The 20,646-nt window shown below is 64.1% G+C and carries 19 protein-coding genes and 4 pseudogenes; 18 read left to right on the forward strand and 5 right to left on the reverse strand.

All coding sequences use genetic code 11. From position 1 onward, the window contains the following. The 5 genes and pseudogenes from RH90_RS22440 to RH90_RS23280 form a co-directional block, all read left to right on the forward strand. Positions 1–357, forward strand: a pseudogene (locus RH90_RS22440) (TonB-dependent receptor plug domain-containing protein); the annotation flags it as partial. Then, positions 329–981, forward strand: a pseudogene (locus RH90_RS01680) (MetQ/NlpA family ABC transporter substrate-binding protein). The pseudogenes RH90_RS22440 and RH90_RS01680, both read left to right, overlap by 29 nt. 192 nt (positions 982–1,173) lie before the next feature. Beyond that, a complete protein-coding gene (locus RH90_RS23275; protein ID WP_010183481.1) occupies positions 1,174–1,623 on the forward strand; it encodes an APC family permease in 450 nt (149 codons plus the stop codon). Further along, a complete protein-coding gene (locus RH90_RS01690; protein ID WP_051124605.1) occupies positions 1,578–2,513 on the forward strand; it encodes a TauD/TfdA dioxygenase family protein in 936 nt (311 codons plus the stop codon). Before RH90_RS23275 ends, RH90_RS01690 begins: the two co-directional genes overlap by 46 nt. Positions 2,514–2,651: 138 nt before the next feature. Then, on the forward strand, positions 2,652–2,789 hold the full coding sequence (locus RH90_RS23280; protein WP_157134499.1) for a hypothetical protein: 138 nt from the start codon (positions 2,652–2,654) through the stop codon (positions 2,787–2,789). A 211-nt stretch (positions 2,790–3,000) separates the two neighbouring features. Here RH90_RS23280 and RH90_RS01695 read toward each other — a convergent pair whose 3' ends face one another. Then, complete coding sequence (locus tag RH90_RS01695) at positions 3,001–5,580, reverse strand: TonB-dependent receptor (protein ID WP_010183483.1); 2,580 nt, start codon at positions 5,578–5,580, stop codon at positions 3,001–3,003. A 162-nt stretch (positions 5,581–5,742) separates the two neighbouring features. Here RH90_RS01695 and RH90_RS01700 point away from each other — a divergent pair, with 162 nt between their 5' ends. The 9 genes and pseudogenes from RH90_RS01700 to RH90_RS24730 form a co-directional block, all read left to right on the forward strand. Further along, a complete protein-coding gene (locus RH90_RS01700; protein WP_010183484.1) occupies positions 5,743–6,693 on the forward strand; it encodes an aldo/keto reductase in 951 nt (316 codons plus the stop codon). A gap of 53 nt (positions 6,694–6,746) precedes the next feature. After that, the gene (locus RH90_RS01705; RefSeq protein WP_232280282.1) at positions 6,747–7,790 is read left to right on the forward strand and encodes an ABC transporter substrate-binding protein; all 1,044 of its coding nucleotides are present in this window, start codon (positions 6,747–6,749) and stop codon (positions 7,788–7,790) included. Further along, positions 7,787–8,650 carry an ABC transporter permease gene (locus tag RH90_RS01710; RefSeq protein WP_010183486.1) on the forward strand — a complete coding sequence of 288 codons (864 nt, stop codon included), beginning with the start codon at positions 7,787–7,789 and terminating at the stop codon, positions 8,648–8,650. Before RH90_RS01705 ends, RH90_RS01710 begins: the two co-directional genes overlap by 4 nt. Beyond that, positions 8,647–8,790 (forward strand): annotated as a pseudogene (locus tag RH90_RS24685) (ABC transporter); the annotation flags it as partial. The gene RH90_RS01710 and the pseudogene RH90_RS24685, both read left to right, overlap by 4 nt. 113 nt (positions 8,791–8,903) lie before the next feature. Beyond that, entirely contained in the window at positions 8,904–9,443 is a 540-nt protein-coding gene (locus tag RH90_RS01715) for an ABC transporter ATP-binding protein (protein ID WP_332306556.1), read from the forward strand. Continuing rightward, on the forward strand, positions 9,440–10,294 hold the full coding sequence (locus RH90_RS01720; protein ID WP_010183487.1) for an NADPH-dependent oxidoreductase: 855 nt from the start codon (positions 9,440–9,442) through the stop codon (positions 10,292–10,294). The genes RH90_RS01715 and RH90_RS01720 overlap by 4 nt, the downstream gene beginning before the upstream one ends. 45 nt (positions 10,295–10,339) lie before the next feature. Beyond that, entirely contained in the window at positions 10,340–11,455 is a 1,116-nt protein-coding gene (locus tag RH90_RS01725; RefSeq protein WP_010183488.1) for an LLM class flavin-dependent oxidoreductase, read from the forward strand. Between the two features lie 60 nt (positions 11,456–11,515). Then, entirely contained in the window at positions 11,516–11,839 is a 324-nt protein-coding gene (locus RH90_RS01730; RefSeq protein WP_010183489.1) for a sulfite oxidase SoxC, read from the forward strand. 118 nt (positions 11,840–11,957) lie between these two features. Continuing rightward, positions 11,958–12,206: pseudogene (locus RH90_RS24730) on the forward strand (c-type cytochrome); the annotation flags it as partial. Between the two features lie 29 nt (positions 12,207–12,235). Here RH90_RS24730 and RH90_RS24180 read toward each other — a convergent pair. Beyond that, positions 12,236–12,856 (reverse strand): tyrosine-type recombinase/integrase, encoded by a 621-nt coding sequence (locus RH90_RS24180; protein ID WP_010183491.1) that lies wholly within the window; start codon positions 12,854–12,856, stop codon positions 12,236–12,238. A gap of 368 nt (positions 12,857–13,224) precedes the next feature. Here RH90_RS24180 and RH90_RS01745 point away from each other — a divergent pair, with 368 nt between their 5' ends. From RH90_RS01745 to crtI, 4 genes are all read left to right on the forward strand, one after another. Next, complete coding sequence (locus tag RH90_RS01745) at positions 13,225–13,848, forward strand: LuxR C-terminal-related transcriptional regulator (RefSeq protein ID WP_010183492.1); 624 nt, start codon at positions 13,225–13,227, stop codon at positions 13,846–13,848. A 257-nt stretch (positions 13,849–14,105) separates the two neighbouring features. Further along, positions 14,106–14,873: a bacteriorhodopsin-like gene (locus tag RH90_RS01750; RefSeq protein WP_010183493.1), complete on the forward strand. Its 768-nt coding sequence runs from the start codon at positions 14,106–14,108 to the stop codon at positions 14,871–14,873. A gap of 70 nt (positions 14,874–14,943) precedes the next feature. After that, the gene (locus RH90_RS01755) at positions 14,944–15,822 is read left to right on the forward strand and encodes a Brp/Blh family beta-carotene 15,15'-dioxygenase (RefSeq protein ID WP_232280283.1); all 879 of its coding nucleotides are present in this window, start codon (positions 14,944–14,946) and stop codon (positions 15,820–15,822) included. Further along, positions 15,819–17,435 carry a phytoene desaturase family protein gene (gene crtI / locus RH90_RS01760; protein WP_010183495.1) on the forward strand — a complete coding sequence of 539 codons (1,617 nt, stop codon included), beginning with the start codon at positions 15,819–15,821 and terminating at the stop codon, positions 17,433–17,435. The genes RH90_RS01755 and crtI overlap by 4 nt, the downstream gene beginning before the upstream one ends. Here the strand turns inward: crtI and RH90_RS01765 are convergent. From RH90_RS01765 to RH90_RS22450, 3 genes are all read right to left on the reverse strand, one after another. After that, positions 17,432–18,367, reverse strand: a complete 936-nt coding sequence (locus tag RH90_RS01765; protein ID WP_010183496.1) for an NAD(P)/FAD-dependent oxidoreductase — start codon at positions 18,365–18,367, stop codon at positions 17,432–17,434. The two genes, crtI and RH90_RS01765, sit on opposite strands and share 4 nt — an antisense overlap. A 94-nt stretch (positions 18,368–18,461) precedes the next feature. Then, positions 18,462–18,887, reverse strand: a complete 426-nt coding sequence (locus RH90_RS01770; RefSeq protein WP_010183497.1) for a fasciclin domain-containing protein — start codon at positions 18,885–18,887, stop codon at positions 18,462–18,464. 762 nt (positions 18,888–19,649) lie between these two features. Beyond that, the coding region (locus RH90_RS22450) for an alpha/beta fold hydrolase (RefSeq protein WP_198283381.1) at positions 19,650–20,646 on the reverse strand (997 nt) is incomplete at its 5' end.

Genomic DNA, 20,646 nt, shown 5'->3' on the forward strand with positions numbered 1-20,646 from the left:
GGGGGACCCTCAGAGGAAACCGCAGCTTCGCAAACGCCGGCTGAAGGCGCCGACATCGTCATCACGGGCACGCGCGGTCGCGGCCGGTCGCGGCTCGACAGCAGCTCGCCGATCGACGTGCTCAGCGCCGCCAGCCTGCAGCATCAGGGCACGACCGAGATCGGCGCCTCGCTCGCCGCGATCGTCCCGTCGATCGACTTCCCGCGCTCCGCGGCGGTCGACGGCACCGATTCGATCCGCCCGGCGACGCTGCGCGGCCTGTCGCCCGACCAGACGCTCGTGCTGATCAACGGCGTGCGTGCGCACACCTCGGCGCTGCTCAACACCAATGGTTCGGTCGGGCGCGGTCGATCTGCAGATCCGCGTGTTCAGCGATTATGTGCAGCCCAATCTGCAAGTCGTCCAAAAGCAGATTGACGTTAACTATTTCGAGACCAAGCCCTATCTCGACCAATTCAACACGTCGCGCGGCACCAAATCGATCGCCTTCGCCGGCGTCCATGTCGAACCGCTCGGCGGCTATTCACGCAAGGTAAAAAGCCTGGCGCCGTTGCCGCAGGGTGCGACGGTGGCCATTCCGAACGAGCCTAGCAACGGTGGGCGCTCGCTCTTGCTGTTGCAGAAGGCGGGGTTGATCGGGCTGCGCGATCCCGCCAACCCATGGCGACGCTGCGCGACGTGCTTGCCAATCCCAAGGGTCTGCAATTTAAGGAGCTCGAGGCGGCCACGCTGCCGCGCGTGCTCGATCAAGTCGATCTGGCGCTGATCAACACCAATTACGCGCTGGACGCCAAGCTCAATCCCGTCCGTGATGCGCTGCTGATCGAGGATGCGAAATCGCCTTACGTCAACTTTCTCGTCGGCCGCCCGGGCGGCGACAAGGATCCGCGCGTCGTCAAGCTGATCGCCGCATTGCGCAGCCCGGCGACGCGACGCTTCATCATCGACCATTATCACGGTGCGGTGCTGCCCGCATTTTGAACTGTTCGCGGCAATTTCGGACAGAGCGTTGGTGTCTTCGACATCGTGCGCCTTTGGGTAGCGTCGCAGCGGTACGGGACTCGGCGCGAGAGGGCCTCCGGTTTGAAGAGGGCACGCGCCAAAGATGGAGTGTGTCGTGACTCGTCGATATGGCATCGATCGGCTTTTCGACACCCTGTTTCCGGACCGTGTGTGCTTGGTACGCTGGTCAGCCATTGGATCACGGCGCCGCGCCTCATCCTGGCGCTGTCGGAGGGCGGACAACTGCCCACGCTGTTCGGGCGGCTCGCGCCGCGCCGACGCACGCTCGACATCGCGATCCTGACAACTGGGACTGTCGCGATCGTGCTCGCGCTGGGCGGGGATTTCGTCACCACGATCGCTGCGTCGAGCGCTTCGCGCCTGCTGATCTTCATGGGCTGCGCGGCGGCGCTGCTGCGTCTTCGACGCCAGCACGATGCGCCGGACGCGCGCTTTGGCTTGCCGCTGGGCGTGGGCATCGCCACCTGCGTCATCGCGGCATGCGGTGCACTGCTGGTTGCTGCTTCGGCCGAGCTCGCGCGGCTCGGTGTGCTGATTGTCGTTGGAGGATTGCTGTGGCTGATATCGAACGGGAAACACGGGTTTCGGCGACTGCGATAGCTGCCGTAGGTCTATCCGTCGCGCCGTGCGGTCCTGTGCTGGGCGCGGAGGTCGCCGGGTTGCGCATCGACGGAGCGATCGCGGCAGACCTGGCGGCGGCGCTGCGCGGGCTTTTGCTGCGGCACAAGGTCCTGTTCTTTCGCGACCTCGATCTCGACCACGACCAGCATCTCGCGCTGGCCCGCGTTTGGGGCGATCTCGAAGGGCATCCGGTCATCAAGCATGTGCCGGGCTATCCCGAAATTCTCGATATCCAAGGATCGGAGGGTCGCGTCGAGGACAGCGCGGGCAACCATCGGTTCCAGACGCTCGACAAGTGGCATGCCGATGTGACGTTCCGCGCGGCGCCCTCGATGGGGGCGGTGTTGCGGGCGCGCGACATTCCGGCGATCGGTGGCGACACGCTCTGGGCCGATGCCGCCGCGGTCTATGCCGGGCTACCCGATGCGGTGAAGGCGAAGATCGAGGGGCGCACCGCGACGCACGATCTGTTGTTCGACTTCGGCGACCGCGTCGCGCCCGATCGACGCGCCGCGATCGCCGCCGAGTTTCCGTCGCAGCACCATCCCATTGTGCGCATGCATCCTGAAACGGGCGAGCGGGTGCTGTTCGTCAATGCGAGCTTCACCAGCCGGATCGACGGTATGGACGACGCCGAGAGCGCGGAGCTGCTCGCGGATCTGCTCGAGCGGTTCAAGGTGCCGGAATATCAGGTTCGGTTCCGGTGGACGCCCAACGCGGTCGCCATCTGGGACAATCGGGCGACGCAGCATTATCCGGTCGCGGATTACTGGCCGGCCCGCCGACGGATGGAACGGGTCACGATACGCGGGGATGTACCTTTTGGTCCGATCAACGCTCACGGGCAGCGCGACGGCGGGGCATTCTGAACGAAAGGGCAAGAGCGGGAGCCAGAGATGGCTTTATCAGGGCTAAATACGGTCGGGTCGTGATAGGCGATCCGACCGGACGCGGAACGCGCCCTGCAATCCGACAGGAGCCGCGCCGCCCAATCAAAGCAGCGTTCCATGCTCAAAGATCCGATCCGCTGTAGCCTTGACGTCGCGATGATCCCCGCCGACGATTCCAAAACGATCGATGGGCTCAATATGACGCTCCGCGACATCGTCGAGAGGATTCATGAGGACGTAGTGCACGCCCTTTGAGCGCGGACGCAGGTCATAATGTGACAAGGGGAGGCGATTGCGCCAGCGTGTGGCGTTCCGAGACGCGCGCCTCCTGGAGTTGGCTTCACTCATGAGCGCCACCGATAGAGTTCCCGCGTGGGGTCATATGATCACCTCGGTCGCTGAGGCGGACTCAATTTGCTCCAGAGGCGGCACAGTTCTCACGAGATCGTCTCAACCTTAGTTCGATTCAGTACTTTGCCCTAAGCGTCACACCATAGCGGGCAGGCTGGTTGTAGTTGACGGTCCGGCCGAGGTAGGCCGTCACGCCGGCGCCCGATGGCGCCGCGAGCAGGGCTTGCGAGATGATGTTGCGCTCGTTCGTCGCATTGTTCGCATAGACCGAGATGTCATATTGCCCGTCCTTCAGCCGCAACCCGGCACGCAGGTTGAGATTGAATTGGTTCGGGACCAGTGTGTAGATCGATTGGGTCACGCCCGTTCCATACGAGGTCGTGTAGGAATATTGCGCATAACTGTAGAATTCGGAGCGTTGCCCGATCTTGAAGTCCCAGGACGGTGTCACGGATAGGGCCCATTCGGGCGAATAGGGCGCGCGCTGTCCCGTGGCGTCGATCGTCGCAATACCATTGTAGCTCAATTCAGCTGGGGCAGGGAGTGAGGGCGCCCGGGTGTAGATCGCATCATTGTAATTGCCATCGAAGGTCAACCGGATCCCCGACCCCAGATTTGCGGCCACGCTCCATTCGAAGCCGCGCGCGCGGATGTCCCCTACGTTGGTCGCGCCTCTTTGCGCGGTGCCGTTGGGCAAGGTGTACGAGATCGAGGTCTGAAACCCCTCGAGCTTCTCCTGGTAGGCGGCGAGTGCCAGCGTCAGGCGCCGGTCGAATATAGCGGCCTTGATGCCTGCTTCGAAGTTTTTTGTTTTCGTTGGCTGGACGTTCGGGGCTGTCGGATCGAGCGCACGGTTGTTGAGATCGAGCCCGCCAGCCTGAAAGCCGGTCGCATAGGTTATATAGGCCGTGACATTGGGGGTGATCTTATACGACAGGCTGGCCGTGCCCGACACATTGTCGTTCGAGGTCCTCCTGCCAAGCGTATAGCCGGCACCGGTGACAGCGGTCGGATAGCCGGGCAGCGTATAGGCCACGCCCGAATTTCGCTGAACCGCGTCGATCGCATTATAGAAAGCGGCGAGCTGAGCCGTGGTCACTCCGGCCGGTAACACGGTCGGCAACTGGCTGGTATCGACGGGGCTGGCGCCGTTCTTGCGATCGTACGTATATCGCAGCCCTCCGGTTAGATCCAATGCCTTCGTGATGTGCCAGGTGCCCTGACCATAGACCGCCGCATTCCTGTTCTCGACGGTGGTGTCTTCGATGATCTGCACGCCGGTGAGTTGCGATCGGAAGGAAAGCGGGATGGGGGTGAACGCCGGGTTGGCCAGACGGTTATAGGCGTTGTACCAGGGAATTACGTCGGCGCCGTACTGATGGATGACATAGTGATCCTTCAGCTTCGAATAGTATAAGAACGCCCCCACCTGCCATTCGATCGGGCCGCGGCGCTTGGAGGCCAGTCGAAATTCCTGGCTGAACTGGTTGCTCTTGCTGATCGCCACATTCTGATAAATGTCGAGCGGTGAGGTGTCGCTGTCCTGTGGTGGATTGAACGACCAGCGTCGCCACGCGGAGATCGAGGTCAGCGTCGCCCAGCTGAAGTCATAGTCGATTGTGGCGGAAAGACCCGCGTTCGTGGTTTTCGTCTGGTTGAAATTGTTGGTGATATTCGTTCGGGGATCGACGGTCAGGTTCCAATTCTGCACGCCGCCGAAATTGGTGAGCTGGCTGAGTGCGCTCCGGGCGATCGTCACTCTCGCCTGTTGCGCCGCCGTCGTGTTGATGCCCCAATTGCCGGGGCCGAAGATTTCGCTGATGCCGCCGCCGGAGCTGAAACCCGACGAGCTGTCATTCTCCACGTTGATGTCGCCGGCAAGGTTGACCTTCAGGTCGCCGGCGTTGATCAGGAATTGCTGGCGAATACCCCAGCGTCCTGTGCCCGCGGTCGTGCTGTCGCCGGTCGCGGTCGGGGCGTAGATGTTTTTCTGTTGCGCCGCGTCGCGAAACGCCGGCCTGAACGGCGTGGCGATCCAACCATCGGACCGCGTGCCGTACGCTACCGTGCGAAACGCGATCGTATCGCTTAGCGGGCCGGTGACGATCGCCTTGGCCTGCGCGAAATTATAGCGGCCGTATGAGATTTCGTATGTCTGGCTGGGGGTGAAACTCGGCTTGTTGAAGGTGATGTTCAGCGCGCCCGCCGCCGCGTTGCGGCCGAACAGCGTGCCCTGCGGGCCGCGCAGCACTTCGAAACTCTGAACGTCGACCAGATCCTGCAGGACCTGGCCCGGCCGTGCCTGATAGACGCCATCGAAATAGACGCCGATCGCATTGTCGAGGCCGTCCGCCGCCGTCGGCGCATAGCCGATGCCGCGGATCGTTACCGAGAAATTGCGCGGGTTGCCGCCGGTCGAATTCAGTCCGGGGGTCTGGTCGATCAGGCTCTGAAGATCGATCGTGCCTTTGCGCTGCAGCGTTTCACCGCTGATCGCCTGCACCGAGATCGGAACGTCCTTGATGTTCTCGGCGCGACGACGCGCGGTCACCACCACGTCGGTCTGATCATCGCTGGCGTCGGGGGCGCTGCGCTCGCCAGTGGCGCTCGGCTCGTCTTTCGCCCACGCGAGCGAGGGCAGCGCGAGCACGGATACGGTCGTCAACAGTACGCGGATCGAACCAAAACGGCTCATGCACTTACCCCCCCAATTCAATTCCTATCGAATCGATAGGATTGTGCGACCGGATAATTCCCATTGAACAGGTAGGAAATGTGACTGCGCGCGTAGTTTTTCTAAATCGCGGCCGGCCGGACATCGATCCAAGATGGGTCAACACGGAAAAGGAGACGCGACTTGGCTGTGATCGGAACGCTACACGTAAGCCCGCAGGGCTTTGGCGCGATGGGCCTTTCGCATGTCTATGGTCAGGCCGACGAGGCGGAGTCCGTTCGCACACTCCAGCGCGCAATCGACCTTGGCGTCACCTTCTTCGATACCGCCACGGGGTATGGCAACGGCCATAACGAGGAGTTGCTCGGCCGCGCGATCGCGGGTCGGCGCGACGGGTTGGTCATCGCGAGCAAGTTTACGCATCGTCAGGGCGGCACGGGCCATCGCGTTTCGGCGCGCGATGCAGTCGAAGCCAGTCTGCGCCGGCTGAAGGTCGAGCAGATCGATCTCTATTACCTGCACCGTGTCGATCCCGAGACGCCGATCGAGGAGTCGGTCGGGGAACTCGGCCAGCTCCGCGATGAGGGCAAGATCGGGGGGGTGGGGGTCTCCGAAGCCAGTGCCGCGCAGATCCGCGCAGCGCATGCCGTCACCCCGCTGAGCGCGCTGCAGAGTGAATATTCGCTCTGGACCCGCGAGGTCGAGGTAGAGATCCTTCCCACCGCGCGTGAACTCGGCATCGGCTTTGTTGCCTACAGTCCGCTCGGACGTGGGTTTCTGGCAGGGGCCGGTCCGGTCGAGGGGAACGATCGCCGCAATATCCACCCGCGCTTTGCGTCGGACGCGGTCGCCGCCAATAGTCGGCGCCGCCGCACGATCGAGGATGTGGCGGAGCGGCTCCGCGTCACCCCGGCACAGGTGAGCCTGGCTTGGGTGCTCTCAAAGCATGTCGTGCCGATCCCCGGCACACGGCATATCCGCCATCTCGAAGAGAATTGGGCGGCTGGCGACATCCGCTTCGACGAAGGAACGATCGAGGAGCTCGAGGCCGCGTTCCCGCGCGGCGCCACGATCGGGGATCGCTACCCCGCCGATCAGATGAAGCTGATACCGGCGGAACCCGCACTGGCGTGACGGCCCGCGCTGCCTCTCGCTGGCCCAAAGGGTCGACAGCGCTCGCGACATTCGTGGTCGTGTCGATTGCGCTGCTCTTCGTCTTCGCGCCGGCGCGCCGGGCGGCGGAGGCTAAAACGGCCGTTTCGTTCGCCATGCCGCTGCCCGATCGCGTCCCGCCCGGTGTCGTGCTGCGCGTCGGCGATCCGGTCACGCGCTGGGTGTTCGAGCATAATGGCTGGGACAAGAAACTGCCGTTCCGCATCGAATGGGCGGAAATCACCGGCGGGCCGGATGTGACCGAGGCCTTCCATGCCGGCGTGCTGGATGTCGGCTTTGGCGCGAGCGTTCCCCCGATTCACGCGGTATGGATGGGGATCCCAGTGCGCATCGTCGGCTTTCGCGAATATGCCGATCGCGCGCGCCGTCAGGCCTATGTGTTCGGCATCGCCCCGAAAGCGAACATAACGACCTTGGCGGATCTGCGCGGCAAGCGGATCGCATTCAGCCCGAGCCAGGTCCAGGCGCAGGTCGTCATCGAAACGCTGAAAGCGGTGGGCATCCGCCGCGAGGACGTAACGCTCGTCGAACTGCCTTCGAGCATCGGCGGCGACGTCTATTCCAACGCACTCGCGTCCGGCGCGATCGATGCCGCGCCGATCCGGGACGATCTCGTCGCACAACGCTATATCCGCGATTTCGGGGCGCGGGGCGCGCGCATCCTCAAGCACCCAGCCTTCCGTGACGATGGCGGCAGCATCTATGTGCCCGAGACGGTGCTCGCGGATGCGGGGAAGACGGCGGCGCTGCGCGTCTTCGTTCGGTATTGGGGCCTTGCCCAGGCGTGGATCAGCTCGCATCCGGAAGACCTTGCGCGCGGATATTTCGCCGGGAAGCGCGGGCTTCCGATCGCCGACGCCCGCGTGATGGCGGCATATAACAGCGGATTTTCGGTGCCGCGCAGGTGGGGCGAGGCGATCGCTTATCAGCAGGCCGCCGTCGATACGCTCGGCCCCGAGACGAAGCACCCCCGCCTCGACGCGACGACGCTCTTCGACCGCCGCTTCGAGAGTATCGCCGGAGACGGCGCCGCATCCGCACAGGGACGTCAGCCATGAATGCGTATTCGCAAGGGCTCCATGCACCGCTGGCCAAGACAGAGGCGCCGTCGGCGGACGCAGCGCACCAGCGTCGCCAGCCGAGTCAGCGGCTCAGCCTTGGCAAGCCTGCTCGACACGGTGTCCTGTTAGGACCAGCCTTACTGCTGCTCTATTGGTCGATCCTGTCGGTGACGGGGTGGCTCGACCCGCGCGTCCTACCGCCGCCCTGGACCGCGGTCACCACCGCGATCGACCTGATTCGCGAGGGGCGGCTGCAAGAGAATCTCGCAATCTCGACTTGGCGGGCGATGACCGGCCTTGGCTTCGGTGTTGCGGCGGGCGTTGCGCTCGCCCTGCTTTCCGGCCTGTCGCTGCTCGGTGGCTACGTCATCGACGGACTGGTGCAGATCAAACGCGGCGTCCCGATTCTCGCGCTGATCCCCTTCATGATCCTGTGGCTCGGGATCGGCGAGACGATGAAGATCACGCTGATCGCCACCGCTGTCTTCTTCCCGGTCTATATCAACACGCACAACGCGCTGCGTGCGATCGACATCCGCTTCGTCGAACTGGCTGAAACCGTGCGGCTGACCCGCTGGCAGTTCCTGCGCTCCGTCGTCGTGCCGGGCGCGCTGCCGGGATTTCTCACCGGTCTGCGCTTCGCGGTCACGTCGTCTTGGCTCGCGCTGGTCGTGGTCGAGCAGCTCAATGCCACCAGCGGCATTGGCTATATGGTCACGCTCGCTCGCAATTATGCGCAGACCGATGTGATGTTGGTCGGGCTCGTCGTCTACGCATTGCTCGGCTTTGGCTCGGATGCGGTGGTGCGGCAAGTCGAACGGCGCCTGCTCAGCTGGCGCAGGACGTTTGGCCGATGAGCGCGCGCGCCGATCCGCCCGCGGTCCGGATTCGCGGCCTTGTGCGCACCTTCACCAGCAAGGGCGTGCTCAACGGAATCGATCTCGACATTGCGCCGGGCGAATTCGTCGCGCTGCTCGGTCGCAGCGGATCGGGCAAGAGCACGTTGCTGCGCGCGCTTGCCGAGATTGATCATGAAGCCGAAGGGGCAGGCGAAATCGAATTGCCCGAGCGCCTGTCGGTCATCTTCCAGGACGCGCGCTGCTGCCGTGGATGCGTGTTCTGGACAATGTCCTGCTGGGCGTTTCGGGGCGCGAGCAGCGCGAGAAAGGGCGCGCCGCGCTCGCCGAAGTCGGCCTTGCCGGGCGCGAGCGGGCTTGGCCGCATGAACTGTCGGGCGGCGAGCAACAACGCGTGGCGCTGGCGCGGGCATTGGTTCGCGAACCCGATCTGTTGCTGGCGGACGAGCCGTTCGGCGCGCTCGATGCGCTGACCCGTATCCAGATGCACGCGCTGCTGCGGCGGCTTTCCGATGTGTACGATCCCGCGGTCCTGCTGGTCACGCACGACATCGACGAAGCGATCCTGCTCGCCGACCGGATCATCCTGCTCGACGGCGGACGGCTTGTCGCCGATTTGCCGGTCGATCTGCCGGACAGCGGCATCGCGCGGCGCGAGCGCATCGCCGAGTTGCGCGCGCTGCTTCACCGTCTGCTCGGCGTCGCCGAAGCGCCCGCGGACTATCACGAAGACCGGCATCCGCTCGTGACGCAAGTCGGAACCCCCAAGCTCGAAAGCGAGAAGGCTGCATGAGCAATTCGGAACTGGCATATCCGCAGACCGACGAAGGCGAACGTCTCGGCGCGTTGCTGTATGATCGTTACCGCGCGGAGCTCGAGCTGGACGTTGCGTGGAACGCAACGCTCGACACACTGCTCGCGCATCGCTCGGTGCGGGCTTACACGGCGGAAGCGGTGCCGGATGGCGCGATCGAGCTCGCGGTCGCCGCGGCGCAGTCCGCTGCGAGTTCCTCAAACCTCCAGCCATGGAGTGTGGTCGCGGTCGCGGATCCTGCGCGCAAGGCGCGGCTCGCCGCACTTGCGGGCAACCAGAAGCAAATCCTCCAAGCACCGCTGTTTCTCCTCTGGATCGTCGATCACAACCGCCTGACCCGGATCGGCGCGCACGTCGGCACGCCGGCAGCGGCGCTGCACTATCTCGAAAGTTTCCTGCTCGGCGCGGTCGATACCTCGCTTGCGGCGCAGAACGCGGTCGTGGCGCTCGAATCGATCGGGCTTGGCACCTGCTATATCGGGGGCATCCGCAACAAGCCCGCTGAGGTCGCGGCCGAACTCGGCCTGCCGCCACAGTCCTTCGCGCTGTTTGGTCTGACGGTCGGTGTCCCCGATCCTGCCGCGCCTGCATCGGTGAAACCACGCCTTCCGCAGGAGGCAGTGCTGTTCCGCGAAACCTATGGCCAGGCGGACGCGCCAGCGGCGGTCACGGCCTATGATCACCGCCTGCGCAGCTTCCAGCGCGAACAGGCCATGCCGGAGCGCGACTGGACCGAGCAGGCATCGCAACGCGTGCGCGGCGCGGAGTCGCTCGCTGGTCGCGACGTGTTGCGCGACGTCCTCAACCACCTCGGCTTCGCGCTGAAATAGCCTCGGCTGCCCACGTCTTTTGCGCACCCTAGTCTCGGAGTTCTTATGGCAAACGCTTCTGAATTTCTCTGGTACATCCCCAATCAGGTCGAAGGCGGGCATCGCGGCGACGCGAGCGACGCGAATTCCTGGAGCCTGGCGACGCTTTCCCAGCACGCAGAGGCGCTTGAGCAGCATGGCTGGGACGGCGCGTTGATCGGCACAGGTTGGGGGCGGCCCGACACGTTTACGGTCGCCGCCGCGCTGACCGCGCGTACCACGACCTTTGAGCCGCTGATCGCAATCCGGCCCGGCTATTGGCGACCGGCCAATTTCGCGTCCGCCGCCGCGACGTTGGATGAGCTTTCCGGCGGGCGGGTCCGCATCAACATCGTTTCGGGCCAGGACAATCTTGCCGCTTATGGCGACAGTGAGGGCGATCAGGCGCATCGCTATGCGCGCACCAAGGAGTTCATGCGGCTCGTCCGGCGGCTATGGACGCAAGAGGATGTCACGTTCGACGGTGCGCATTTCCAGGTGAAGGGGTCGACCGTGGTGCCACGCATCACGCGGCGTGGCGCGCGCCTGCATCCCCGGCTGTATTTCGGTGGCGCATCGGAAGCGGCCGAGCGGGTCGCGGCGACCGATGCCGATGTACAGCTCTTCTGGGGCGAACCGCTCGATGGCGTCGGCGATCGGATCGCACGGCTGAAGCGCCTGAGCCGCGACCTCGACCGCGACCTGCCATCGCTTGAGTTCGGGCTGCGCATCACCACGCTCGTCCGCGACACGACCGAGCAGGCTTGGGCCGACGCTGAGGCGAAGGTCGATGCGATGGCGGCGCAACATGGCCAGTTGGATCAGCATCGCCGTTCGCCTGCAGTCGGCCAGCAACGCCTGCTCGATCTCCACACGCGCGGCGAAGTCCTGGACGACAATCTTTACACCGCGCCTGGGCGCTATGGCGGTGGCGGTGCGGGAACGACGTGGCTCGTCGGATCGGCGGCAGATGTGGCGAATTCGCTGCGCAAATATCGCGAGCTTGGCATCACGCACTTTGTCCTGTCCGATACACCCTATCTCTCCGAAATCCGGCGGCAGGGCGATCAGCTGCTCCCGCTTCTGCGAGACGCCCCCGCTGCGCTGGCGGAGCACCGGCATGCGCCTGAACGCGTCGCTTGAGGTACCGGATTGATCGATGGGCGAGGCGAGCGTTGCGAGCGGGACGGTGATCGCCCCGGCGTGCACGAGATTAGCGGGCTCGCCTGGTCAGGACGCGGCCGTGTCCGCAGCGTCGACGTTTCCGCCGATGGCGGTGCGACTTGGGCCGCGGCGGCGCTTGGGGAACCGATACTGTCCAAGGCGCTGACACGCTTCCGGATCGCGTGGCGCTGGGATGGCGGACCGCACGCGCTGATGAGCCGCGCCACCGACGAAACCGGCGCCGTGCAACCGCGCCGGGCCGATTGGGTGGCAAAATATGCCGCCGGTCAGGGGTATCACAGCAACGCGATCCAGAGCTGGCATGTCGATGCGCGAGGACAGGTGCGCCATGTCTACGCGTAAGATGATCTTTGCCGCATGCTGCATGGTGTTGTGTTCCGCCTGGTCCTGTCAGTCGCGCGACGGCGGTGTCGAACGCACCCGGCTCGGCCGACCCGCGTCGCCGGAAGTGATCGCCCGGATGGACCTCACGATCGCGCCGGACGGGGTCGGACTGCCCGTCGGATCAGGCTCGGTCGAAGAGGGCAGGGCAACCTTCGTCGCGAAATGTGCGGCGTGCCACGGCAGCGCTGGAAGCGGCGGGATTGCGGGGCCGCTGACGGGCGGGGTGGGCTCGCTTACCTCGGCCAAGCCGGTCAAGACCGTCGCCAGCTATTGGCCCTATGCGACAACCATCTTCGATTATGTGCGCCGGGCGATGCCGCTCACCCAACCGCAGTCGCTCACGAACCCCGAAGTCTATGGGCTAGTCGCGTATCTCCTATCGGTCGATGGGATCGTGCCGCCCGGCACACGGCTTGATGCGCTAAGCGTTCCAAAACTGAAAATGCCAAATCGCGATGGTTTTGTGAGCCTCGAACCCGATCGGTTCGACGGGAATATCGAGCGAATTCGAAACACCCCTAGTTCGGCCGCGCTGCCGACGATCCACTCGCGCACGAGGCGGGCATACTGCCTTGTGCTCATGTGCCCCATATAGTCGTTCCGGCTCGGAAAGACGAAATCGTTCAATGTGCCGCCACGGCGCGCGAGCCAGGCGAACAAGGTTTTACGGGCAGGCTCAACAATCTCGAACTGAACGGGTCGCTTTGTCTTTTGCTGGATCACGATCGCGCGACCCCGAATGCGGCCACCGGCAACGATGTCGCCGATGCGAATTTTCACAACATCGCAACCGCGCGGCTTGCTGTCGATCGCGAAGTCGAAGAGCGCTCGATCCCGCAGGCGTCGGTGCTGGTCAAGCCAGTAGCGAATTGCCCAAACTTGCTGCGGTTTCAGTGCGCGCTGCGCGCCAAGCACGCGGCCCTCGTTCCAACGGCGGAGTTCTTGGAAAGCTGGATCTAACGAGGAGTCTCCCATCGCTTATCTCCACGGTGTCAAATGAGCGCCGCGGGGTACAGCGGGAATGGTAAAGTGGCTGCATCTAGGGTTGGCGAAATGCCGGTGAACGAATGACCAAGATCGAGAATCAAAAGCAGGCGGCGTGCGGTCACGTCTGGGTCGTCGCACGCTGCGCTGACACGCAGCTGGCGCCTTGATCGCTACCCTGCCTAACCCTTGACCGATCAATCCCTCGCACCGCACGCCGCCCGACGCCGCAGGTCGGCGACGGATAGATCAGACCGGCGAACCCGCGGTTCCCGCTCCTGGTTCATGGTCAACAATTCGAGTGCCACACCGTTGCACGACCGGTATGCAGATCGATATGCATCGGACTCGCAGCTGACATGGCACAACACGCGGATTTCCTTCCCACCCGGGACCGTCATCTCCGTCTGGTCGCCGATAGCCCGATCCCCTCGGTGATCAGCGATCCGCGATTGCCCGACAACCCGATCGTCGCGTGCAACGCCGCGTTCTGCGAGCTGACCGGCTATCCGGTCGAGGATGTCGTCGGGCGCAACTGCCGCTTCCTGTCGGGCCCGGCGACCGAGCCGTGGCTGACCGAGGAGATCCGGCGCGGCGTGCGCGAGCATCGCCCGGTGCTGGTCGAGATCCTGAACTACAAGCGCAGCGGCCAGCCGTTCCGCAACGCCGTGCTGGTCGCGCCGATCTACGACGAGAACGACGCGTTGCTGTATTTCCTTGGGTCGCAGATCGAGATCGATTCGGCCGCGGCGACGCCGTCGAGCATGCGCCGCATCCGCGCGGCGGAGATGGTAAAGGCGCTGTCGCCGCGGCAGGGGCAGGTGCTCAAGCTCGTCGCGAACGGCCTGCTCAACAAGCAGATCGCCGCCGAGCTCAATCTGGCGGAAAAGACCGTCAAGATGCACCGCGCGATCCTGATGAATCGGCTCGATCTGCACACGACGGCAGACCTCATCCGGCTCGCGGTCGAAGCGGGCCTCTAGCGGCCGACCATCGCGCTACGGCCCAAAGCCCGTATCGCCGGAAAACCCGTGCCAGCCTAGATCGTCGAGGTCGCCACAGCGGCGTGGCCGCACGCCTTCAGCCATTCGGTGTGCGGTCGGGGCTTACCCTCGCCCATCTGGTGCTGCTGTGGCGACATATCCGGGGGCTACAGGTCCGTCGCACTCTGGTTTGGCGACATCCCGCATGCTCCCTGCCCGGTGCAACCGTGCCGCGGATCACTGCGACGGAGATTTCGATGGATATCGTCACGCCCTTCCAATTCTCACTGGTCTACAATGCCTTCTCCTTCACCTTCGCGGCGATGGGAGCCGCCACCGCCTTTCTCTGGCTGAGTCGCGGACAGGTCGCGCCGGCCTATCGCACCGCGCTCACCATTTCGGGGCTGGTCACCGGAATCGCCGCCTATCATTACTTCCGGATCTTCGAGAGCTGGAACGCGGCCTATGTCTTCAGGAACGGCGTCGTCACCGCGACGGGCTTCGCGTTCAACGACGCGTATCGCTACGTCGACTGGCTGTTGACCGTGCCGTTGCTGCTGATCGAGCTCGTGCTCGTAATGCGGCTGTCGCGCGAGGAAACGTCGTCCAAGGCGATCCGCCTCGGCTCGGCCGCCGCGCTGATGATCGTGCTCGGCTATCCCGGTGAAATCGCCAGCGACATTCCGACGCGCGCGATCTGGGGCACGCTCTCGGCGATCCCGTTCCTCTACATCGTGTGGGAGTTGTTCAGCGGTCTCGGCGCTTCGATCAAGCAGCAGCCGGCCGGCGCGCAGGAACTCGTGCGCAAGGCCCGCTTGCTGACCTTCGCGTCATGGGGCTTCTACCCGATCGTCTATATGGCGCCCTATGCCGGGCTGACCGGCAGCACTGCGACCACGACGATCCAGATCGGCTATACGATCGCGGACATCGTCGCCAAGGCCGGGCTCGGAATCCTGATCTTCCTGATCGCGGTCCGCAAGTCCGAGGCCGAAGCCGACGAGCATAAGGGCTACGCCGCCTGATATCATGACCGCGCTGACCTTTCACTCAACAGTACCGCGTCGTCGTACCCCCTTGGGGCGCGGCGATGCCGTGTACCCGGCCTATTGGATCGCAGCGACTGCGCTGATCGGGGTGGCGCTGCTCGGCGTGCCGCTGGGGCAGCCGGCGGCGGTGGCGGCGGCGACGCTCGTGTTCCTCGGCGGCGGGCTGCCACACGGGGCGTATGACATCGCGCTGTTGCGGCGGTCGGTCGTCTTGGGCCGATCGGGCGTCGGTCTCGCAATCGGAGGCTATGCCACGATCGCGCTGCTGATGGTATTGCTCTGGACGACGCTGCCGCTGGTGGCGCTGGTGCTTTTCCTGGCGGTCGCTTCGGTCCATTTCGGCGAGGATTGGCAGATGCTCGAGGAGCCGCTGCTGCGCTTTGCCGCGGGCGCGGCGGTGATCGCGGCGGCGACGATCGGGCATCCCGCCGAGGTGTCGGCGCTGTTCGTCGCGATGAGCGATCCGCGCGCTGCAGTAATCGCCCAGATCATCACCGCCGCCGCGCCGGTCGCGTTGCTGGTCACCGCGGTCGGGATTGCCGCGGCGTGGCGCGACGGGAGCCAACACTGGGCCGCGGCGATGGCGCTGTGCTTCGCGCTGCTGCTGGTCCTGCCGCCGGTCGCGGGCTTCGCGCTGTTCTTCGTCTTCCTGCATTCGCCGCGGCATCTGGCGCAGACCCGCGCCGTGCTGCGCGACATGACGCTCGGGCGATGGCTTGGCACCGGCGCGCTGCTGTCAGGCCTCGCCATTCTCGGCTGGTGGGCGGTGCGATCACTAGCGCCGTCGCGTTTTGCGCCGATATTCGTGGCACAAGCGTTTCAGCTCCTGGCGTCGGTCGCGGTGCCGCATTTGCTACTCTCGCGCTGGCTCGATCGCCGGCTGTCCGCCGCTGATTCCTGTGAAGAGAAGACCCTGATCGTATGACTCGACGTAGCGCCATCGTGATCGGCTCTGGCATCGGCGGCATCGCCTGCGCGATCCGCCTGCAGAGCCTCGGCTTCGATACCCGTATCGTCGAACAACTCGACGATGTCGGGGGGCGTGCCTACGTGCGGCGCGCGGAGGGGTTCACCTTCGACATGGGACCGACGGTGCTGACGGTGCCGCATTTCATCGAGGAGCTGTTCTCGCTCGAACGCGACGTGGCGATGCTCGCCGCGCCCGATTTCCCGGCCCATGTCCTGGCCGAACAGCGCATCGTCTCGGGGATCAGCGGCGGACCCAACACCAGCCGCTATCTCGACATCGTGCCGGTACTGCCCTTCTACCGGATCTATTTCGACGACGGCACCTTCTTCGATTACGACGCCGATCCGGTGAACGTCCGCGCACAGATTGCGCGGCTCGCGCCCGAGGATCTCGAAGGCTATGAACGCTTCCACGAGGCGGCGCGCGCGATCTTCCAGCGCGGCTTTCTCGAGCTCGGCTATACCTATTTCGGCAGCCTTGGATCGATGCTCAAGGTCGTACCCGACCTTCTGAAGCTCGGTGCTGTCCAGCCGCTCTTCTCGCTGATCAAGACCTATTTCAAGAGCGACAAGATGCGGCAGGTGTTCAGCTTCGAGCCGCTGCTGATCGGCGGCAATCCGCTCAAGGTGCCCGCCATCTATGCGATGATCCACTTCGTCGAGAAGACCTGGGGCGTCCATTACGCGATGGGCGGCACGGGCGCGCTCGTCCGCGCGCTGGTCGTCAAGTTCGAGGAATTGGGCGGCACGGTGCAGCTCAACGCCAAGGTCGAGCGGATCGAGGTCGAGAAGCGCGGCGGCAAGCGCGTCGCGACGGGCGTCACGCTTGCCAGCGGCGAGACGCTGGCGGCCGACCTCGTCGTCTCGAACGGCGATTATGCGACGACCTATCTCAAGCTGATCGACAAGCCGCACCGGCGGATCAACCGCGACGCGGTGGTCAAGTTCCGCAAGCAGAGCATGTCGCTGATGGTGATCTATTTCGGCTATGCGATGCGCGACGGCGATCCCGATTTGCGGCACCACAACATCATCCTCGGGCCGCGCTACGAGGAATTGCTGACCGATATCTTCGAGCGCAAAATCCTTGCCGACGACTTCTCGCAATATCTCCACATCCCGACGATGACCGACCCGAGCCTCGCGCCGCCGGGGCACCACGCCGCCTATACGCTGATCCCGGTGCCCAACACGCTCGGCGACGTGGATTGGGACGCGGTCGGCGAGGCGTTCGCGCAGAAGGTGCTGACCTTCCTCGACGAGCGCGGCTACATCCCGAACCTGCGCGAACGGCTGGTCTATCGCAGCTTCGTCACGCCCGACTATTTCGAGCAGGTGCTCGGCGCCTATGCCGGCAACGGCTTCGGGGTCGAGCCGCGGCTGACGCAGACCGCGTTTTTTCGCCCGCACAATCGCAGCGAGGATATCACCAACCTGTACTTGGTCGGGCAGGGCACGCAGCCGGGCGGGGGGACGCCCTCGGTGATGATGTCGGCCAAGATGACCGCGCGCGAAATCGCGCGCGATTATGCGGTCGATCCGCGGATCGTCGCGGGGATGCCCGCCTAGCGGTTGGCCGAGAGGATCCGCCCAGCGAGCATCCGTCCCGACAGCCACGCGCTCTCTACCCGCGGGGCAAGCAGCCAGTCGCCGACCGCGCCGATCCGCGTCGCGTCGTTCCACAGCGCGCCATGCCGAACGGCGCGCGCGCGGGCATAGCGCCAGCGATGGCCGATCCGCACGACGGGCGCGGGCAGCGGCTGCGTCGCCTCGGCGGCGAGCGCCGCGAGCAGGGCATCGACCACGCGGGTTTCGCCGTCCTCGAGATGATCGCGCGACCAGTCGGCAGTGGCGTGGATCACCCACGCCTCGATGCCACCGCGCCCCGGTTTGCCGCTGTTGCGCGCCGCCCAGCCGATGATGCCGGCGTCGCGGACGATGTCCTCGGCAATGGCGATCCGCTCGCCGAACGCCACCATCGCGGTCCAGCATGGCGCGGACGGGCAGGCTTGCGCCATTGCGGCCATTGCCGGTTCGTGCGCCACCAGCAACGGGCCCGCTTGCTCGGCGGGGGTGGCGACGATCACCGCGTCGAAGGATTTGTCGGAAACCGAGTCGAGGAACCACGAACCGTCGCTACGACGAAGCGCGTCGACGTGGGCGTTCCATTCCACCGCCAAAGGTTCAGCCAGCGCTTTTACCACGACGTTCATGGCCGGGGTTCCCACCCACGCGTCGTCACCCGCGCTGGGCCAGGGTGTCACGATCTTGCGCGCCGCCCATCCGGTCACTGCCGCTGCAAAGTGCGGGTCGCGCGCCGTGAAAAATTGTGCGCCATGGTCGAAGGCGACGTCGCCGCAGGGTGACGCGACGCGCCGGGTCGCCATGCGGCCGCCTGCACCTCGTCCCTTGTCGAACAGCTTGACCGAATGCCCTGCCGCTTGGAGCCGCACTGCACAGGCGAGCCCGGCGATGCCCGCGCCGACAATACCGATGCTCATGCCGGGGGTCTTCATGGGGCGTCCAGTTCGGTTCGATAGCGATCCTTGCCAGCGACCCGGGCGCTTCGCGTTCCCGGGTCGCTGGCGTAACGGATCAGCCCTTGGGGAGCAGCACGGTGTCGATCACGTGGATCACGCCGTTCGTGCAGTCGATGTCAGCGGTGACGACCTTGGCGCCATCGACGGTGACGCCGTCGGTGCCATCGACATGGACCGTCCCGCCGCCCGCGGTGGCCGGGTCGAGCGTCTGGCCCGCGACATCGGCTGCCATCACTTTGCCCGGGAGGACGTGGAGCAGCAGGATCGCGGTGAGCTTCTCCTTGTTCTCGGGCTTCACCAGATCGTCGACCGTGCCCGCGGGTAGCGCTGCAAAGGCATCGTCGGACGGCGCAAAGACAGTGAAGGGTCCGTCGCCCTTGAGGGTATCGACCAAGCCCGCTGCCGTTACGGCGGCGACCAACGTCGTGAAGGAGCCTGCGGCGACGGCGGTATCGACGATGTCATGGGTGGTATCGGTCATGTCTGTTCCTCGATTTGCGCAGGGTCCAGGGCGGAACCGACGGTTCCGAGAGGCCTGAAATGGGCGAATCCTGCAGTCGCTGTTTCTCCCACGAGATGGCCGTCGCATCGTCCAGACGTCTCCTCAATACGGGCTTTGAACCATCTTGCGCCTGATTCGCCGATACAGATGATCGCATTCGTCCGGAAGCGTCGGGGACACCGTACGATCTTGTCATCCGCAAAACGGCGGGTGGCTTCGAAACGGGAGCTCAAAGACTGAGCGCTACAGTGCGAGCGCATCGAGTGCGACGGAAGATCATGGGCTGGAGCCAATATCCTCATACACCTCGATCCGCGACGATACGATCAAGGGGACGTCCGCTCCGACGCCGCGGTGCTCAACCATTAAAAAAGCACCCGCCGATGCCGCGTTGATACGATATGCGTAATGGCTGCTTCGACCTGCGCCCCGCGCTACCGTTGCGATGTCCAGCAAGTAAAATGCAAGGACCGAATTTTCTTTGCCGATGGCACGGCATACCGGGATGCGCACTATAACAACGGGATAACCGCAATTTGATCGCGTCAGACGCCCACTCGTCCAACTCGAAACCGGAGGGGGTGTCTGCCGGTTCATCTTTCCGACACCGTTGGCGGCGCAGCGGCTTGGACCTTACATTAAATGCCCGTTTGCAAACGAGGTGAACGAACGGCAGGTTTACGCAGAGCCGAAGGCTGTTGGGCGTCGCTTATCGGGTCAAAGCCGATGTTCAACACGCGCTCAATGCGATGGTCGACATCGGACGCTGCAATGCGAATCTCGGTCTTCGTGGGTCGAGCGTGCGGCGGCGATCACTGTATTGATCGCCTCGATCACACGATCGGGATTTTCATCTTGGATGAAATGATTGCGGCCAGGAACCAGCATGTTTGTTCCGTTTGTCGAAAGAGCCGCTAGCGCTTCGCGGGCCTTCAACCAAATGCCGACTACCTTCATCGCATCCTGATCAGATGCATTGGACGGGATTTCGTCGCGCGCCATTAGGATTGCCAAAGGCATGTTACCGTAATTTCGAGTTGGGTTTCGGATGATGCGACCGTCCGCTTCGATGTTCCGATAGAAACCCGCACGACTGATCGCGCGCGACAGGGTGCGGTCAAGGCGGGCGATTTCCGAGGCGAGAGAAATAGGTTCAAAAGGTTGGATCGAATAACAGCCCAGCGCCTCCGCGTGAAATGGGTCGGCTTCCGGTTGACGCAGGTAGGCCACACACTCCTCGTTCTTACGATCGAAGGTTACGGTCTCGGCGCTTATCGTTCTTGCGTAAGATGGAGTTTCCTTTCGATAGATATCGAACTGATCGGGGAAAGCCGGCTCGACGAGAACCATTCCTACGACGGCCGCGGGATGTCGATCCTTATACAACAGCGATTCACTACTCCCAAGTGAGTGGCCCACCATTACGTACGGTCCTTTGACGCCAGCGGCCTTCAACGTCTCATCAAGGTCATTAGTGGTATTCAGTACGTCCTGAGCGTCGATACTGGCGTCGCTAAATCCGAATCCCGCCCTGTCCCAAGCACATGCTTTGGTGGCGCTCCCAATTCTCGGCTGAATCTTTCGCCAAGTGTCCGACCAGAACCCATTCCCTGCGGTGAAGATGACCGTGGGTGATCCTTGCCCAACACAAACAAGGTGGATGGACCGTCCACTTGGCAACCGAATCATTTGCTGAGGCTTCAAATATAAATCGTAATCGTGGTCGATCGGCTGCGTT

This window comes from Sphingomonas sp. PAMC 26605 (genome assembly GCF_000241485.1).
In the GTDB taxonomy this organism is placed as follows: Bacteria; Pseudomonadota; Alphaproteobacteria; order Sphingomonadales; family Sphingomonadaceae; genus Sphingomonas.

Bases quoted from the DNA above. Each gene is read 5' to 3' on its own strand.
- RH90_RS23280 (WP_157134499.1), top strand. From the start codon at position 2,652: ATGCTCAAAGATCCGATCCGCTGTAGCCTTGACGTCGCGATGATCCCC.
- RH90_RS01695 (WP_010183483.1), bottom strand. From the start codon at position 5,580: ATGAGCCGTTTTGGTTCGATCCGCGTACTGTTGACGACCGTATCCGTG.
- RH90_RS01710 (WP_010183486.1), top strand. From the start codon at position 7,787: ATGAATGCGTATTCGCAAGGGCTCCATGCACCGCTGGCCAAGACAGAG.
- RH90_RS01715 (WP_332306556.1), top strand. From the start codon at position 8,904: ATGCGTGTTCTGGACAATGTCCTGCTGGGCGTTTCGGGGCGCGAGCAG.
- RH90_RS01720 (WP_010183487.1), top strand. From the start codon at position 9,440: ATGAGCAATTCGGAACTGGCATATCCGCAGACCGACGAAGGCGAACGT.
- RH90_RS01725 (WP_010183488.1), top strand. From the start codon at position 10,340: ATGGCAAACGCTTCTGAATTTCTCTGGTACATCCCCAATCAGGTCGAA.
- RH90_RS24180 (WP_010183491.1), bottom strand. From the start codon at position 12,856: ATGGGAGACTCCTCGTTAGATCCAGCTTTCCAAGAACTCCGCCGTTGG.
- RH90_RS01745 (WP_010183492.1), top strand. From the start codon at position 13,225: ATGGCACAACACGCGGATTTCCTTCCCACCCGGGACCGTCATCTCCGT.
- RH90_RS01750 (WP_010183493.1), top strand. From the start codon at position 14,106: ATGGATATCGTCACGCCCTTCCAATTCTCACTGGTCTACAATGCCTTC.
- crtI (WP_010183495.1), top strand. From the start codon at position 15,819: ATGACTCGACGTAGCGCCATCGTGATCGGCTCTGGCATCGGCGGCATC.
- RH90_RS01765 (WP_010183496.1), bottom strand. From the start codon at position 18,367: ATGAGCATCGGTATTGTCGGCGCGGGCATCGCCGGGCTCGCCTGTGCA.
- RH90_RS01770 (WP_010183497.1), bottom strand. From the start codon at position 18,887: ATGACCGATACCACCCATGACATCGTCGATACCGCCGTCGCCGCAGGC.